Below are 17,312 nucleotides of genomic sequence, written 5' to 3' on the forward strand. Positions count from 1 at the left end.
TGGTCGAACAGTCGGTGAACATCTACAACTGCGAGCGGCCACATGCCGCCCTCAAATACAAAACGCCCGATGCGGTGCATCGGGCGTTTAGCGGGTGAACACTGTCAACCTATTCCAGGACTTGACACCGGTGCGACGTTGCGTCGCGCCGCATGGCTCAGCGTGCGAGCGACGCGAGATCCCAGCGCGGCTTCACCGTGAATGCGTAGTCGGCATTCGCCTGCTCGGGCCACCGGCCGAGCCGCAATGCGCCTGCGAGCGCGATCATCGCGCCGTTGTCGGTGCAGAGTGCGAGATCGGGGTAGTGCACGTCGAAACCGCGCTTGGCCGCGGCGGCCGACAGCGCGGCGCGCAACTGGCGGTTCGCGCCGACGCCGCCCGCGACCACGAGGCGCTTGAGCTTCGTCTTCTTCAGCGCGGCGAGCGACTTGGCAACGAGCACGTCGACGGCCGCGTCGACGAAGCCGCGCGCGAGGTCGGCCTTCGCGCGTTCGAGCGCTTCGCCTTCCAGCTTCGCCGCTTCGAACTTCTTCATCTGCGTGAGCACGGCCGTCTTCAGGCCGCTGAAGCTGAAGTCGAGGTCGCCCGAATGCAGCATCGGGCGTGGCAGCACGACCGCGCCCGGCGTACCGGTTTCGGCGAGCTTCGATACTTCCGGGCCGCCCGGGTAGCCGAGGCCGATCAGCTTCGCCGTCTTGTCGAATGCTTCGCCCGCGGCATCGTCGAGCGTTTCGCCGAGCGTCTCGTACACGCCGACGTCGGTCACGCGCATCAGTTGCGTGTGGCCGCCGGACACCAGCAGTGCGACGAACGGGAACGGCGGCGGCTCGTCGACGAGCAGCGGCGACAGCAGGTGGCCTTCGAGGTGATGGATGCCGACGGTCGGCTTGTTCCAGGCGAGCGCGAGCGCATTCGCGATGCTCGCGCCGACCAGCAGCGCGCCGGCAAGGCCGGGGCCCTGCGTGAACGCGATCGCGTCGATGTCGTCGCGGCGCGTGCCGCTTTGCGCCATCACTTCCTCGAGCAGCGGCAGCGCGCGGCGGATGTGGTCGCGCGACGCGAGCTCGGGCACGACGCCGCCGTATTCGCGGTGCATGGCGATCTGCGAGTGGAGCGCGTGCGCGAGCAGGCCGCGCTGCGTGTCGTAGAGCGCGAGGCCGGTTTCGTCACAGGAGCTTTCGATGCCGAGAACGAGCATGGGTGCGGGCAGGGCGCGCCGTATCGGACGCGCCGCAGGAAGGTCAACGTAACCGGAAATTATAGCAGGCGAGGGCCTGCCGCCGCTGGTGGCGGCCCGGGCCCGATGCCGGGCAGGTACAATCCGCGCCATGGAAACTTATGACATCGCCGTGATCGGCGCGGGCGCTGCCGGGATGATGAGCGCCGCGGTTGCCGGGCAGCTCGGCCGCCGCGTCGTGCTGATCGATCACGCGCCGCGGCTCGCCGAGAAGATCCGCATCTCGGGTGGCGGCCGCTGCAACTTCACGAACCTGTACGCCGGCCCCGACAACTATCTGTCGTCGAATCCGCATTTCGCGCGCTCGGCGCTGGCGCGCTATACGCCGCGCGATTTCCTCGGGCTGCTCAAGCGTCATCATGTGACCTGGCACGAAAAGCACAAGGGCCAGCTCTTTTGCGACCACGGCAGCGACGCGGTCATCGACGTGCTGAAGCACGAGTGCGATGCGGGCGGCATCGCGTGGCGCCGGCCGGTCGTCGTCGACACGGTGCGCCACGCGCCGGCCGACGGCTTCATGCTCGACACGCAGCAGGCGGGGACGATCGGTGCGCGCGCGCTGATCGTCGCGACCGGTGGCCTGTCGATCCCGAAGATCGGTGCGACCGACTTCGGCTACCGGCTGGCCAAGCAGTTCGGCCACAAGCTCATCGATACGCGGCCTGCGCTCGTGCCGTTGACGTTCGCGCAGCAGGACTGGGAGCCGTTCGCGGCGTTGTCCGGCGTATCGCTCGAAGTGCGCGTATCGACCGGCGACAAGAAGCGCGGCGGCGAATTCGTCGAGGACCTGCTGCTGACCCATCGTGGCCTGTCCGGGCCCGGGATCCTGCAGATCTCGAGTTACTGGCAGCCTGGCGACCCGATTCGCGTCGATCTGTTGCCGCAGCGCGACGCGGTGGCCGACCTGCTCGACGCGAAGCGCACGTCGAAGCGCCAGATCGGTTCGCTGCTCGCGGACTGGGTGCCGTCGCGCCTCGCGCATGCGTGGCTCGACACGCATCGCGTCGCGGCCGACGCGCGGCTCGCGGACCTGCCCGACAAGACGCTGCGCCAGGTGGGCGACGCGCTGTCCGGCTGGACGCTGACGCCGAACGGCACCGAGGGCTACAAGAAGGCCGAAGTGACGAAGGGTGGGGTCGATACGCGCGACCTGTCGTCGGCGACGATGATGAGTACGCGCGTGCCCGGGCTCTTCTTCGTCGGCGAGGCGGTGGACGTGACGGGCTGGCTCGGCGGCTACAACTTCCAGTGGGCGTGGGCGTCGGGCACGGCGGCCGGGCAGGCTGCGGCGGAGTATGCGCGCGGCGCTTGACAGGGCCGGGCTGGCGCCGTTTGGTGGGACCAGGCCCCGTGCCTTCAGGCAATCGCTCTGCTATACTCGGCAGTCTTTCCCTGCAATCCTTTATTCGTGTCGGATCATGACGATCATTCGCGTTAAAGAGAACGAGCCGTTCGAAGTTGCAATGCGTCGCTTCAAGCGCACGGTCGAGAAGAACGGTCTGCTGACCGAGCTTCGAGCGCGCGAGTTTTTCGAGAAGCCGACCGCGGAGCGCAAGCGCAAGAAGGCTGCTGCAGTGAAGCGTCATTACAAGCGTATCCGCAGCCAGACGCTGCCGAAGAAGCTGTACTGAACGATTGGGCGCCGCGCGGTTCACTGAGCGGCGCACCGGCGACTCCGTGCGATCGTGGAAGATCGAGCTGATCGTGCAATCGATCAGGCGAGCCGCCGATGCCGGATTCGAGCAACCCGCTTGAGACATTGTCCCAAGCGGGTTTTTGTGTTGACGTCCGTTCGCGGGCGTCGAATTCACGTTTCCTTCCCGGGTGAAAGATGAGTTTGAAAGAGCAGATCAGCGAAGACATGAAGGCCGCGATGCGCGCGAAGGAAAGCGAGCGCCTGGCAACGATTCGCCTGCTGATGGCCGCGATCAAGCAGCGCGAAGTCGACGATCGGATCACCCTCGACGACGCGGGCATCACGGCCGTGATCGACAAGATGATCAAGCAGCGCAAGGATTCGATCAGCCAGTTCCAGGCAGCCGGCCGTGACGATCTCGTCGCGAAGGAGCAGGCCGAACTGGTCGTGCTGGGCGGTTACATGCCCGAGCAGCTGTCGGAGGCCGAGGTGGCTGCCGAAGTCCAGGCCGCGGTCGCGCAGACGGGCGCCGCCGGCCCGCAGGACATGGGCAAGGTGATGGGCGTGCTGAAGGGCAAGCTCGCCGGCCGTGCCGACATGACGGCCATCTCCGCGCTGGTCAAGGCCGCGCTGACGAAGTAACCCCTGTTTCCCTGGTGCGCGCCGTGCGTGCGCCGGGGTGTCGTATTGTCTTTTTTTCGCTCGATCCCACGGTGATTCCGCATTCGTTCCTGCAGGATTTGCTGAACCGCGTCGATATCGTCGACGTGGTGGGCAAGTACGTGCAGCTCAAGAAGGGCGGCGCCAACTTCATGGGGCTGTGCCCGTTCCATAACGAGAAGAGCCCGTCGTTTACCGTCAGCCCGACCAAGCAGTTCTATCACTGCTTCGGTTGCGGCGCGCACGGCACGGCGATCGGCTTCCTGATGGAGCACGCGGGGCTCACGTTCCCGGAGGCCGTGCAGGACCTCGCGCAGTCCGTCGGGCTGACCGTGCCGCACGAGCCGTCGATGCGCGGCGGCGGTGGAGGCGGTGGCGGCGACTATCCGGCGCCGGTGTCGAAATCGGTCGCGACCGCGTTGTCCGATGCGATGACCGCCGCGTGCGACTACTACCGCAAGCAGTTGCGCGGTGCGACCGTCGCGATCCAGTACCTGAAGAACCGGGGCCTGACCGGCGAGATCGCCGCGCGCTTCGGGCTCGGCTATGCGCCGGATGGCTGGCAGAACCTCGAAACTGCGTTCCCGGACTATCGCGACGAGTCGCTCGTCGAGTCGGGGCTCGTGATCGTCAGCGAGAAGACCGATGCGCAGGGCGTCGCGCGCCGCTACGACCGGTTCCGCGAGCGGATCATGTTCCCGATCCGCAACGTGAAGGGGCAGGTGATCGGCTTCGGCGGCCGCGTGCTCGGCAGCGGCGAACCGAAGTATTTGAACTCGCCCGAAACCCCGCTGTTCAACAAAGGCAGCGAACTGTACGGGTTGTTCGAGGCGCGGCTCGCGATTCGCGAGCGCAAGTACGTGCTGGTCGTCGAAGGCTACATGGACGTCGTCGCCCTCGCGCAGCTCGGGTTCCCGAACGCGGTCGCGACGCTCGGCACCGCGTGCACGCCGATTCACGTGCAGAAGCTGCTGCGCCAGACCGATACGGTCATTTTCAGTTTCGACGGCGATTCGGCCGGGCGACGGGCGGCCCGGCGTGCGCTCGAAGCCTGCCTGCCGCATGCGGGCGACAACCGCACGATCCGGTTCCTTTTTCTGCCGGCCGAGCACGATCCGGACAGCTATGTGCGCGAGTTCGGCGAGGCAGCGTTCTCCGAGCAGGTCGAGCGCGCGATGCCGCTGTCACAATTTCTGCTGAACGAAGCAATTTCCGGCAAGGCGCTCGACCAGCCGGAAGGCCGCGCGAAGGCGCTGTTTGACGCGAAGCCGTTGTTGCAGGCGCTGCCCGCGAACGCGTTGCGCGCGCAGATCATGCACATGTTCGCCGATCGCCTCGACATCCCGTTCGAGGAGGTCGCGGGGCTGTCCGATGTCGATACGCGGATCGCGGCACCGCCGCGCCAGGCGCCCCCGCGCAGCGAGCGGCGCCGCGTGACGGACAGCGAAAAGCGTGCGTTGCGCACGCTGGTGATGCATCCGCGCATCGCGTCGCAGCTCGACGACGAGCAGCTCGCGACCCTGCGTGCATTGCCGCGCATCGGCGAACTGTTCGCGGAAGTGGTCGATCATGCGCGCGCGCTGGGCGATGGCGCGGAGTTCCGGCTGCTGTCGGATGTCCTGCGGACGTCCTCGAATGGAGCGACTTACGAGGAAATCTTCCGCGAAATTCTGGACTATGATGAAAACGTCCGCGACTTGCTGTTACAGAATCCGGAAGACGAGACGGTGCCCGAGCGGCAGCGTGAACAGGAACGGATCGCGGGGGAGGAACTGCAGGCGGCGGTGCTCAAGATGCGTTACGACGCTTGCTGCGACCGGCTTGACAGGCTGGCGCGGCAATCCACCTTCACACCCGAGGAATTGGCCGAATTGACGGAATTGAACCAGCAGCGAACCGACATGAAGCGTCGGCTCGGGCTGTAGGCGGCCGCGGAGCTTAGAGAGGGCTCCCCAGCGTGCTATAATATAAGGTTTCCAGCGGTTTGTTTTCTAAGCAGAGGCGAGAATCGCGATGGCAAAGACGACAGGCGGAAAGAAAGCAACAGGCAAGGGCTCGACGGAGCCGACCAAGCAGGTCACAGCGGCCAAGTCTGCTTCTTCCACCAGGACAACGTCTTCAGCCACGTCAGCCCCAGCAGGAAAGAAAACCGCGGCCGGCACTGCTCAGGCTGCGCCGGCGTCGGCAGCCAGAACACGGGCTGCCGCCAGACCCGACTCCGGGCCGGCCAAGCCGGCGGCGAAGCGGGCAAGTGCGAAAAGCGCAAGGGACACGACTGCCGCCGCGGACGAAACGGCAGTACGTACTACTCATGCACCCACGGTTCAACCGGCTGTCGTCCAGCAGCCGCGAGTCGATATAGCCGGTACGGCGAACTCCATGACCAAAAAGCTGAACGAAGTATCCGTCGAAGACGACGCAAATCAGAGCGACGAGCAGCCCGCCGCAGCAGCAGCGGCGGCTGCACCGGGCAAATCCAAGGTGCGCGATCGTCGCGCCAAGGAAAAGGCGCTACTGAAGGAAGCGTTCGCGACGAGCACGCCGGGTACGGCCGAGGAGCTCGAAGAGCGCCGCGTGAAACTGCGCGCGCTGATCAAGCTCGGCAAGGAGCGCGGCTTCCTCACGTACGCCGAAATCAACGACCACCTGCCGGACAACTTCACCGAGACCGAAGCCCTCGAAGGCATCATCGGCACGTTCAACGACATGGGCGTGGCGGTCTACGAGCAGGCGCCGGACGCGGAAACGCTGCTCCTGAACGACAACGCGCCCGCCGCGTCGTCGGACGATGAAGTCGAAGAGGAAGCGGAAGTCGCGCTGTCTACCGTCGATTCGGAATTCGGCCGCACGACCGATCCGGTCCGGATGTACATGCGTGAAATGGGCACGGTCGAACTGCTCACGCGAGAAGGCGAAATCGAGATCGCGAAGCGGATCGAGGACGGCCTGCGCCACATGGTGATGGCCATCTCCGCGTGCCCGACGACGATCGCCGACATCCTCGCGATGGCTGAACGCGTCGCGAACGAAGAGATCCGCGTCGACGAGCTCGTCGACGGCCTGCTCGATCCGAATGCTTCGGACTCCGCCGATACCGACGGCTTCTCCGCGAAGGAAGCGGAAGCCATCGAGAACGAGAACGAGGAAGCCGAAGAGGAAGAGGAAGAAGAGGAAGAGGAGGAGGATGACGGTGCCGCCCAGGCATCGGCCAACGCCGCCCAGCTCGAAGCCCTCAAGCGTGCGTCGCTCGACAAGTTCTCGCAGATCAGCGAGTGGTTCGACAAGATGCGCCGCGCGTTCGAAAAGGAAGGCTACAAGTCGAAGGCCTACCTGAAGGCGCAGGAAACGATCCAGACCGAACTGATGACGATCCGCTTCACCGCGCGTACCGTCGAACGCCTGTGCGACACGCTGCGTGCGCAGGTGGACGAAGTGCGTCAGGTCGAGCGTCAGATCCTGCACATCGTCGTCGACAAGTGCGGCATGCCGCGTTCGGAATTCATCGCGCGCTTCCCGGGCAGCGAGACGGATCTCGACTGGTCCGAGAAGGTCATGGCCGAAGGCCATTCGTACAGCGCGGTGCTGTCGCGTAACGTGCCGGCGATCCGCGAACAGCAGCAGCGCTTGCTCGACCTGCAGGCACGCGTCGTGCTGCCGCTGAAGGACCTGAAGGAAACCAACCGCCAGATGGCGGCCGGCGAACTGAAGGCACGCCAGGCGAAGCGCGAAATGACCGAGGCGAACCTGCGTCTCGTGATCTCGATCGCGAAGAAGTACACGAACCGCGGCCTGCAGTTCCTCGACCTGATCCAGGAAGGCAACATCGGCCTGATGAAGGCGGTGGACAAGTTCGAATACCGTCGCGGCTACAAGTTCTCGACCTACGCGACGTGGTGGATCCGCCAGGCCATCACGCGCTCGATCGCTGACCAGGCGCGCACGATCCGTATTCCGGTTCACATGATCGAGACGATCAACAAGATGAACCGCATCTCGCGGCAGATCCTGCAGGAAACCGGTCTCGAGCCGGATCCGGCAACGCTCGCCGAGAAGATGGAGATGCCGGAAGACAAGATCCGCAAGATCATGAAGATCGCGAAGGAGCCGATCTCGATGGAAACGCCGATCGGTGACGACGACGATTCCCATCTCGGCGACTTCATCGAGGACAACAACACGGTCGCGCCGGCGGATGCCGCGCTGCATGCGAGCATGCGCGATGTCGTGAAGGACGTGCTCGATTCGCTGACGCCGCGTGAGGCGAAGGTGCTGCGGATGCGCTTCGGTATCGAGATGAGCACCGATCACACGCTCGAGGAAGTCGGCAAGCAGTTCGACGTCACGCGCGAGCGGATCCGTCAGATCGAGGCCAAGGCGCTGCGCAAGCTGCGTCACCCGAGCCGTTCCGACAAGCTGAAGTCGTTCCTCGAAGGGAACTGATTTCCAGCGTCTCTCCTGCGAACGCCGCCGGTATCTGCATGATGCCGGTGGCGTTTGTCTCCTTTGTTGTTACAATGCCGGCCCGGCTTCTTTGTCGGGGCAGCGTGTGACACGCTTTGCTTCTCATCAGGGCTTGTAGCTCAGCGGTTAGAGCAGTCGACTCATAATCGATTGGTCGCGGGTTCGAACCCCGCCGGGCCCACCAGATTTCATGCGCGCACTTGCGCAGCATGCCGAAACCCGCGATGGCTTCATGCGTCGCGGGTTTTTCTTTGCGCGGACGCGAGACGAGCGTCCGAATCAGGAAAGTACCGAGACGGTGCCGCTCCGCTGTCAATCGAAGTATGCTGTAGCGCGGCCGTTTCGCACGCAACACCGGTTGCGGCCGAAGGAAAACCAGACAGCCCCGCGATCCATCCGGCGGCGAGAACAAACAGACTTCGGCCGGGAGTGGGGCGGCAATCATGACCATGCTGCGTTCGTGGGGTGCGATTCTTTCGTTGCTGGCGCTCGTTGCATGCGCGAGCCTGCCGCCGCAGGCCGATCGTGCGCCGACACATGCGTACACCGATACCGACAACACGCGGCTGGGTGTCGCGTTCCAGAAGCAGGCCAGTACGCATCCAGGGCAGGACGCGTTTCATCTGCTGACCGATCCGGTCGACGCGCTGGATGCGCGCGTGTTGCTTGCCGATCGCGCGGACCGCTCGCTCGACCTTCAGTACTACATCTGGCACGACGACCTGACCGGGCACGAACTGGCCGATGCGATCATTCGCGCGGCCGATCGCGGCGTGCGCGTCCGTGCGCTGCTCGACGATCTCGGCACGAACGCGGACGACCGCAAGCTGCTCGAGATCAGTTCGCATCCGAACATCGAGATCCGGCTGTTCAATCCGGTCGCTACGCGCCGGTTCAAGAAGATCGGCACGGTGTTCGAGTTCTCGCGCGTCAACCGGCGCATGCACAACAAGGCGATGATCGCGGACAACCAGGCAGCGATCATCGGCGGCCGCAATATCGGCGACGAGTATTTCGGCGCATCGTCGATGCTGGAATTCGGCGACCTCGATGTCGTCGTCCACGGCCCGGTCGTGAAAAACATCTCGACCGAATTCGACACGTTCTGGAATTCCCCGTACGCGTATCCGATCGATGCGCTGGTCGGACACGATGCGGCGCCGGGCGGGCTGGACCGCGAGCGTGAACGGTTGCGCGACTACCTGAGGACCATGGAGGACAATCCGTACGTACTCGAGGCGAGGCAACGGCTCGACCAGATTGTTCACGGGGCTGGCACGGAACTGTCGTGGGGCCACGCGACGGTGCTGTACGACGATCCGTCAAAGATCGCGCACGCGCCGAAGGACAGCGACGGGCACCTGATGCCGCAGTTGCGGGCGCTCGCATTGCAGCCTGAGCATGACCTGCTGATCGTGTCGCCGTATTTCGTGCCGGGCAAGGAGGTCGTCGAGCGGTTGCGCGCGCTGACGGCCCGCGGCGTGCGCGTAACCGTGCTGACCAACTCGCTAGCGTCGACCGACGTGGCGGCCGTGCATGCGGGCTACCGGCAATACCGCAGCGATCTCGTGGCGGCCGGCGTGCGGCTGTACGAACGGCGGCCGTCGGGCGACAAGAGCATTTCGAAGCAGGTGATCATCGGGTCGTCGCGCGCATCGCTGCATGCGAAGACCTACGTGTTCGACCACAAGAGCATTTTCATCGGATCGATGAATCTCGATCCGCGCTCGCTGAACCTCAATACGGAAATCGGCGTTTACTGCGAGAGTCCGGCGATTGCGTCGCAGGTGGCCAACGATCTGGAAGCACGGCTCGATCGAATTGCGTGGCGGGTCGAGCCGAGGACCGATCCGGCGGGCACAGGGCAGCTCAAGTGGATTCAGACCGATTCGGACGGGAAGGTCACGGAGCTCGATCACGAGCCGGAAGTGTCGGCCGCGCGGCGGATGGAAATCTGGTTTCTCGGGCTGCTCCCGATCGAATCGCAACTGTGAGCGGCGACGCCGCGCGAGACGCTCAGCAACGCGTGTGGCCGTGCTGCTCGATGACGGCCGCGAGCTGCATCGTCGAGGTCTCTATCGTCGCATCGTTCAGGCCGGCGTATCCCAGCACGAAGCCGTTGTACGGCCGGCCGTCGCCGACCCGATAGCTGCTCAGCGGCTGAAGCAGCAGGCCATGCGCGGCTGCGGCGCGGGCGACGTCGGTATCGTGCAGCGGCATCGCGAGATCCGCCGACAGATGCATGCCGCCCGGACTGTCCCGAACGCTCAGCGCGGTGCCGAGGTGGCGGGCGAGTGCCGCTTCGAGGCTGCTCCGTCGCTCGGCGTACAGCATCCTCATCTTGCGCAGGTGCCGCGCAAAAAGGCCGGTGTCGATGAATTCGGCCATCGCCAGTTGGTCGGCCGAGTGGCCGCGATGGACGAGTTCGCGCAGCGTTCGGGTGAAGCGCTCGACCAAAACCGGCGGAACCACCATGAAGCCGAGCCGCAGAGCGGGAAACATCGTCTTGCTGAAGGTGCCGAGATAGCAGACCGGTGCGTCGGCATGCAGGCCCTGGATCGCGGGCAGTGGCTGGCCGCCGTGGCGGAACTCGCTGTCGTAATCGTCCTCGATGATCCACGCGCCGCATGTCCGTGCATGCTCGACGAGCGCCGCGCGCCGCCGGGGGCTCATCAGCGCGCCAAGCGGGTACTGATGCGATGGTGTCGTATAGATCAGCCGGGGCGGCCGGGTGCGCCACTGTTCATCGGTCGGCGCCATCCCTTCGTGGTCGACCTCGATCGGCACGAGATCCAGGCCGGTCGACCGGAATGCGGTTCGGGCGCCGTTGTAGCAGGGGTTCTCGAGCCAGCCGAATTCACCGGGATTCGCCAGCATGCGCGCGCATAGTTCGAGGCTGCTTTGCGTGCCGTCGGTGATGAATACCTGGCCTGTTTCGCAGCGCACGCCTCGCGAGACCCGGATGTAGGCGGCCACGGCGCGCCGCAATTCGGGCAGCCCTTCGACCGGGCCGTATGCGAGCTGCGCGGGCTTGATGACTTTCCATGCGCGCTCGATGCAACGGCGCCATTGGGTAACGGGGAATTCATCGAGCGACGGAAGGCCGGGCACGAACGGCAGCATGCGTTCGGGTTCGGGATCGGCGTTCTCCAGCCCGTGCACGCGCTCGGACAATTGAACCGGGGCCGGGCCGCTTTCGAGCCCGGCGCTCGAGCGGCCGCATCCATCCCATAGCGTGATCGTACCGTTGCGCGTGGCCGCCACGAAACCCTCCTCGGCAAGACGCTCGTACGCATAGACGGCCGAATTGCGCGCGATGCCCAGCTCCGCCGCGAGCACGCGCGTCGACACGAGCCGTGTGCCGGACGGAATGTGTCCGTCCAGCAGCATGTTGCGCAGGCTCCGGTAGAGCGCTTCCTGCTGGCTGTGTCGGGTCGTGCCGTCCTGTCTGGAAAGCGATGAGATGAGCAGCGCGAGATCCATGGGCTGGTTCCAGAATTTTTCGTTGGGCTGGTTCTTTTGAAGATTCGACGCGCATCGTATCGTTCACGTTCTCGCGGTGCCGGCCGGCGCGGGGGTTTTCCGGCGATCGTCCAGGATAGCGGCACGCGCGTATTTGATCGATTTGGCAAGCGACTGTCGATGGGCCGATCGACAGGTCGGCTCAGCCGTGGAAGTCGCACGCATCCGATTCGATCAGCTTCGGAGTACAAATATATTCAGGGTGGATGCCCGCGCGGTGTCGGAACGCGGGCCACTCGATGTGTGCAAGGGCACGCGAACAGGAACACGAAACATGAAAGACCAGACCGTCATCTCTCCCACGTCCCGCACCACCATTCGCCGTCTGCCGGAACTGGCGAACCGCGATCGCACGATGCTTCATCGCATCGTGGACGAGGCCTACGTCTGCCATATCGCGTTCGGTGCAGGCGAGGACACGCACTGCATCCCGACCGCGCACTGGAGACGGGGCGATTACCTCTATATTCACGGGTCCAACGGCAGCCGGATGATCAAGGCGCTGTCGGCGGGCGCACAGGCCTCCGTCGCGATTACGTTGCTGGACGGTCTCGTGTTGGCCAGGTCGGCCTTCAACCATTCGATGAATTACCGATCCGCGGTGATCTACGGGCGGTTCGAGAGGGTGGAGGGGAGTGCGGACAAGCTGATGGCGCTGGATGTATTGATGGACAAGATTGCGCCCGGTCGCAAGCATGACGCGCGGCCCGGCAACGAGAACGAACTCAATGCGACCAGCGTGCTGCGGATTGCGCTCGAGGAAGCTGCCGTGAAAGTCAGTGATTCAATGCCGTCCGACAAGGACGAAGATCTCGCGCTCGCTGTCTGGACGGGGATCCTGCCGCTGAAGACGACGCGCGGCGCACCGGTTCATGCCGACGGCAACATGCCGGTGCCGGACTACGTCCGCAACTGGGCCGAGTGAGTTGCGCGACAAGGCCGCACGTTTTTGCGGAAAGCGGCCGCGCGCGGCGTCTTGAGCCGTGTTGCTTTCGCATGGCAATGAGACGCGACCTTCGCCGGCCGACAGCGCGAATGTCGCGCCGTCGTGACGGGGGGCGTTTCACTCGGTGCGATGCTCATGCGTCTCGTGCGGCGGTTGCGACTCCGCAGGGCGCGGATGCGGTGCGGGCGCGTGCTCGGCGGCCGGTTGCCGAGGCGGCGGTGCCACGTGTTCCTGAGGATGCGCTTCGTTGTGCGGCGGCGCCTCCTTATGCAGTTGCTGCTGAGCTTCGTTACGTTGTTGCATGGCTTCGCGCTCCTGCTGCTGCGCCGCATTGTGTTGCTGCATCTCCTCGCGCTGCTGTTGCTCCGCTGCGTTGTGTTGCTGCATTTCCGCGCGTTGCTGCTGTTGTGCCGCGTTGCGCTGTTGCAGTTCCTCGCGTTGCTGCAGTGCCTCGTTGCGCTGCTGTTGCTGCAATTGCTGCTGCTGCGCGGCCGCGCGATTTTCCTGCGCAGCGTGCTCCTGCTGCATTGCCTGTTGCCGCTCCTCGCGCATCGCACCGGGTGCATGTTGCGCCGGTGTTTCGGCATGCGGTTCGTTCGCACGGTTCTGCGCGAATGCGTCGGGCGACGGCCGCGCGCCGGGGCGCGTATCGTTCGCGCCGAAGTGCGGCATCGTCATCGGCACGGCACCCGGGCGTTGCTCCATGACCTGTCCACGCATCGGCGTCGCGCCCGGCTGCATCGTGTTGCGTTCGATCGTCGTGTTCGTCGTGTTGTTGGTGACGTTGCCGCCGTAGTTGTTCGTGATCCGTGTGTTGCGGATATTGGTGATGTTGTTGATCACGGTGGTCGACTTCGACACGTACGTGGTGTGGTTGTACACCACGGCCGGGCGCTGCCAGCCGCCGTTCCAGCCGGGGCCTTCCGGACGCGGCGCGCCCCAGTTCATGCCCCATGCATGCCAGCCCCAGTCGTGGTGGCCGAAGATCGCGGCGCCGACGGCGATACCGACGCCGAACGTGATCACGCTGGCGGCAACGACTTCACCCGTGCTGTATGAAGGCGGCCGATACACGTAGCCGGGGTAGGACGAAACCGGCTCGCCGTAGACGACCGTCGGGTTGTAAGACGGGACATAGACGACGTCGGGCTGGGCCGATTCGATCTCGATGGCCTGCGCGGGCGGCGGCACGATGGCCGGCCCGGCGTAGACCACGGGCGCGTCGGTGGCCGGCGTATAGCCGGACGGTGCGGCCTGCGCGACTTGCGTGACACGCATCTGGCCGCCCGAGCGGAGATGGCCGGATGTCTGCGCGCGCTGGCGCATCGCCTGGATCGCGTTCATCACGTCGGTCGGATCGTTGTAGTACGCCTGGCCGAGCGACGTGGTCCAGGCCGGGTTCGACGCCATCTGCGACAGCACCGCGGGGAACGCGGTCAAGGCCTTGACGGACGGATCCCACGGCTGCGTATCGGCGGCGGTTGCGAGTGCCTGCCCTTTCAACGACGGATTCTGCATGACCCAGTTATTGGCGGCCGTGACCTGGTCCGGGTACGTTGCACCCGCCAGCACCAGCGCGACGAGCTTGTCGGGGAACAGCGCGACCGGCGCGACCATCTGGTAGAGCTGATCGGCGGTCGGCGGCGTGTAGGCAACCGGCGTCGAAGCGGGCTGGGCCACCGCGGCCGCGCTCGCGTCGCTGGCCGGTGTGGCGGTGCTGTTGTCGCCGTTCTTGTTGCAGGCCGAGAGGCCGAGCAGCGACACGACGAGGGACGACGCGATCAGCGTTCTGACAGGGCGGTGTGCACGTGTGTTGTTCATGTTGTTCGTTCGGTGTTGTGTCGGCGTTGGCAGGCACGCGGGCTGCGCGATCGGCTTGAGCACTGCGCCGCGACCGTCAGCGCCTGCCCCGGGGTCATCGGCCGGGGCAGGCGGCAAGGTCGTGTTCGCATGGTGTTGTCCCGCGACGAATCGATATATCCAGTTAAACGCGTGACACGCGCGGAAGTTGTCCGGGTGTTGTGTAACAGTGTGTACCTTGCAGTCCGTAAGCGGGCTGGCGCTGCTCGCGTAATTGATCTGAAAGTTGTTCGCGCAACGATTGCAAGGTCGGCGAGTGCGTCGTCGCGCCGGATGCTGCGCCGCGAGATTGCGCGGAACGCAAAAAAACCGCGAGAGCTTGGCAGCGCTCGCGGGTCGTTCAAACGATCACATCCGGTTCGATGCGTGCGCTACGGCGCACGCATCGAACCGGGGCGGTCATCGGTGCATCAGCGTGCGAAATCCGGCGTGCTCTGGATGAACGCGTTCAGCTTCGAGATGTTCACGCTGCCGAAGCCCGTCGTCGCGTCCCAGCCGGCCTTCGCCTTGTAGCCGTAGGTGCCGCTGCCGTTGTTGCCGGACGTGACGTCATGCAGCAGCGCCGCGTTGCTCGGGAAGTACTTGTAGATGCTCGACGCGGGGAACCCGAGCGCATTGTTGTTCGCGGACTGCAAGCGCGCCCAGATGCCCGTGAAGATCGGCGCGGCAAGGCTCGTCCCGCCTTCATTGTTCAGGTAGCCCGAGCCCCACAGCGTGTCGGACGTCTGGCCGTTCACGACGAGAATCGCGCCGGTGCGCAGGTCCGCGTCGAAGCCGACGTCAGGCAGTGCGCGCTTGGTCGATCCCGTGAGGCTCGACGATTGCCACGACGGCGCGGCTTCGTACTTGCTGTACCCGCCGCCCGTCGACCACACGGTGCCCGGCTGCCAGCTCGGATCGTTCCAGACGATCTCGCTGTTGTACGCATTGGTCGACGTATTCGTGAACAGCGTCGTGCCGCCCACCGCGATCACGTACGGCGACGTTGCCGGCTCGCTCACCGTGTAGGTCGAGCGTGACGGTGTGCCGCTCGCGCATTCGTACGCACCGTGGTCGCCGGCGGATACCGAGAAGGTCTGCCCTTGCGCGATCGCCTGCTTGAAGATCGTGTCGTCGGTCGCCTGCGAGCCGGTGCTGTTCGCGGACGATTCGCACACGCCGAGCGACACGTTGATCACCTTCGCGACGTTGTCGGTCACGGCCTTGTTGTATGCGGCGGTGATCGCCGTGAGCGTCATCGACGGTGCGACGTAGAACACGACCTGCTTCACGCTGCCGCCAGCCGCGCCGACGATCGACTGGCTGTCGAGGTTCCATTCGACGGTGCCGTCGGTGTCGGTGTACGTGCTGCCGGACGGGCCCGTCTTCACGATGCTGCTGCTGATCGTGCCGAGGCTGTTGTTCGCGGCGAACGTATTGAGGTCGCTCACCGTCTGCGACAGGTCGCCTTCGGAGATGATGCCGACGGTGGTCTGCGAGGCCGTCGGCGTACCGTCGCCGCCGTAGATCGACGAAAATTCGGTCGGGTAGTGCGGCACTGCCGATGCACCGGCCGGAATCGTCAGGTTGCTGGTGTTGCCTTGCGGCTGGCTGCCCGCGCCCGTGTGCATCAGTTCGACGTTCTGCAGGCCGAGCACCGCGCCCACGACGCCGCCGATCGCGTTCGGCACTTGCGCGGCATCGGTATTCGCATAGACGCTGCGGCCGTTACGCGTGAAACGCTTGAGCGTCGTGCGGAACGCGGACTGGATGGTCGCCGCGGTGCCGGACGCGGATACCAGCAGGCGGTTCGGCGCGACCACGATGTTCACGAAGCCCGCCTTGCGCAGATGCGCGACGACCGAAGCGACCTGCTGGTCGGTCGGCGCATATTGCGCGGCGAACTGCGCCGGTGTGAGGAACTGCCGGTAATGCGATGAACCAGGCGTATGCAGGTCGTGCAGGTATTGGTCGAGTTGTGCTTCATTGCGCAGATTCAGACCGAGCACGATGTCCACCGATTCGCCCGGCGCCATCTCGACAGCTGCCGCTGCAGCGGCGGCCGTGCTCGCGGCAGGCGCACCGGCCGTGCCGGCTTCGCTCTGCTGCACGAGCGGCAGGAAGCCCTTGGTGCGCGTTTCCGTCCAGCCGGCCGCGGGCGCGGCGTGGACGGTTGAGATGCCGAACGACGCAACTGCGGCGGCGGCGAATGCGAGCTTGACGAAGCGATTGTGCTTTTGTTTCTTGTCTGCAACCTGGTTCATTTGAATTACCCCTCCGGTTGAACATCGAACGGCACGAACAACAACGGTCGACAGCGGTGCGGATCATGCACCGCCGATTTCTGTCGCACGCGTGCGGATGGCGCGGACGCGACAGGGCCTTTCGCCCGATCCGGAAAGGTGTTTTTTCTCCGGAGGCGAAATACGGAAAGCGCGGTAACGGGAAGGCTGCGCCGCGAAACGGCGCAACGGCGCCGGGAATGGCGCGGGCGGGATGGCTAGAGCAACAGTTTCGGTGTCCTGCTCATTTGGTTCGATCCTTCGGCCTGCTGCCGGATGACAGTTGTCCAATGAGATGCATCGGGATGTTGCATGTGCCGGTGCGCGAACGATACAGCCGGCGGCGAGCACTTCGGTGCGGCGGAAGCGAAAAAACGTAGAGCGGAAGCGATTGCGTAGTGAGCAATTCGTCAGATTGCTTGCATCGGACGGTATCAAGAACGAAAGCGAGGTGTCAAACTTTTTTTGATTATATGAAACTAAATTAAAGCGAATAAATGCAATGTTTTTGAAAATATTGGCAGTAATTTGTAATATTCGGGGCCGGCAAAGAAAGTAATGCTGAATGCGATTTGCCGATCGTTTCCGGTTCGACGCGTAATGGGCGCAGTGGGCCAATCGTGTTCGAGGCGTGACTCGAATCGCCGGGGCGCGGCGGCGAAAGTCGAGTTTGCGGGCAGCAGGAAGCGGGGCATGAAGTGCCGAGGCGTCTAACCTTGCGCATGTCGG

The 17,312-nt window shown here is 64.7% G+C and carries 12 protein-coding genes and 1 tRNA gene; 8 read left to right on the top strand and 5 right to left on the bottom strand.

Annotation, left to right across the window (positions count from 1 at the left end; genetic code table 11):
- Positions 1 to 157: 157 nt before the first annotated feature.
- Positions 158 to 1,198 carry a tRNA (adenosine(37)-N6)-threonylcarbamoyltransferase complex transferase subunit TsaD gene (tsaD, locus tag LGN19_RS00005; protein ID WP_039358123.1) on the bottom strand — a complete coding sequence of 347 codons (1,041 nt, stop codon included), beginning with the start codon at positions 1,196 to 1,198 and terminating at the stop codon, positions 158 to 160.
- Positions 1,199 to 1,328: 130 nt separating this feature from the next.
- Between tsaD and LGN19_RS00010 the strand changes: the two genes are divergently transcribed.
- From LGN19_RS00010 to LGN19_RS00040, 7 genes are all read left to right on the top strand, one after another.
- Positions 1,329 to 2,549, top strand: coding sequence for an NAD(P)/FAD-dependent oxidoreductase (locus LGN19_RS00010; RefSeq protein ID WP_264172855.1), 1,221 nt, complete (start codon positions 1,329 to 1,331; stop codon positions 2,547 to 2,549).
- A 106-nt stretch (positions 2,550 to 2,655) separates the two neighbouring features.
- Positions 2,656 to 2,868 (top strand): 30S ribosomal protein S21, encoded by a 213-nt coding sequence (gene rpsU / locus LGN19_RS00015; protein WP_226212760.1) that lies wholly within the window; start codon positions 2,656 to 2,658, stop codon positions 2,866 to 2,868.
- Positions 2,869 to 3,068: 200 nt separating this feature from the next.
- Positions 3,069 to 3,515, top strand: coding sequence for a GatB/YqeY domain-containing protein (locus tag LGN19_RS00020; protein WP_175031625.1), 447 nt, complete (start codon positions 3,069 to 3,071; stop codon positions 3,513 to 3,515).
- A gap of 71 nt (positions 3,516 to 3,586) precedes the next feature.
- Positions 3,587 to 5,458, top strand: a complete 1,872-nt coding sequence (gene dnaG, locus LGN19_RS00025; RefSeq protein ID WP_226212761.1) for a DNA primase — start codon at positions 3,587 to 3,589, stop codon at positions 5,456 to 5,458.
- Positions 5,459 to 5,546: 88 nt separating this feature from the next.
- A complete protein-coding gene (rpoD, locus tag LGN19_RS00030) occupies positions 5,547 to 7,973 on the top strand; it encodes an RNA polymerase sigma factor RpoD (protein WP_226212762.1) in 2,427 nt (808 codons plus the stop codon).
- Between the two features lie 129 nt (positions 7,974 to 8,102).
- Positions 8,103 to 8,178, top strand: a tRNA-Ile gene (locus tag LGN19_RS00035).
- Between the two features lie 259 nt (positions 8,179 to 8,437).
- A complete protein-coding gene (locus tag LGN19_RS00040; protein ID WP_226212763.1) occupies positions 8,438 to 9,988 on the top strand; it encodes a phospholipase D family protein in 1,551 nt (516 codons plus the stop codon).
- Positions 9,989 to 10,010: 22 nt separating this feature from the next.
- On the opposite strand, the gene LGN19_RS00045 is transcribed toward LGN19_RS00040, so the two are convergent.
- Entirely contained in the window at positions 10,011 to 11,477 is a 1,467-nt protein-coding gene (locus LGN19_RS00045; protein WP_226212764.1) for a PLP-dependent aminotransferase family protein, read from the bottom strand.
- Between the two features lie 313 nt (positions 11,478 to 11,790).
- Between LGN19_RS00045 and LGN19_RS00050 the strand changes: the two genes are divergently transcribed.
- Positions 11,791 to 12,441, top strand: a complete 651-nt coding sequence (locus tag LGN19_RS00050; RefSeq protein WP_226212765.1) for a pyridoxamine 5'-phosphate oxidase family protein — start codon at positions 11,791 to 11,793, stop codon at positions 12,439 to 12,441.
- A 138-nt stretch (positions 12,442 to 12,579) separates the two neighbouring features.
- Here LGN19_RS00050 and LGN19_RS00055 read toward each other — a convergent pair whose 3' ends face one another.
- The 3 genes from LGN19_RS00055 to LGN19_RS00065 form a co-directional block, all read right to left on the bottom strand.
- Positions 12,580 to 14,283: a DUF3300 domain-containing protein gene (locus LGN19_RS00055; protein WP_226212766.1), complete on the bottom strand. Its 1,704-nt coding sequence runs from the start codon at positions 14,281 to 14,283 to the stop codon at positions 12,580 to 12,582.
- Between the two features lie 449 nt (positions 14,284 to 14,732).
- Positions 14,733 to 16,565 carry a protease pro-enzyme activation domain-containing protein gene (locus tag LGN19_RS00060; RefSeq protein ID WP_174960802.1) on the bottom strand — a complete coding sequence of 611 codons (1,833 nt, stop codon included), beginning with the start codon at positions 16,563 to 16,565 and terminating at the stop codon, positions 14,733 to 14,735.
- Positions 16,566 to 16,628: 63 nt separating this feature from the next.
- Positions 16,629 to 17,201, bottom strand: a complete 573-nt coding sequence (locus LGN19_RS00065; RefSeq protein WP_226212767.1) for a hypothetical protein — start codon at positions 17,199 to 17,201, stop codon at positions 16,629 to 16,631.
- Positions 17,202 to 17,312 lie beyond the last annotated feature (111 nt).

The organism is Burkholderia sp. AU30198 (genome assembly GCF_020419825.1).
Taxonomy (GTDB): domain Bacteria; phylum Pseudomonadota; class Gammaproteobacteria; order Burkholderiales; family Burkholderiaceae; genus Burkholderia.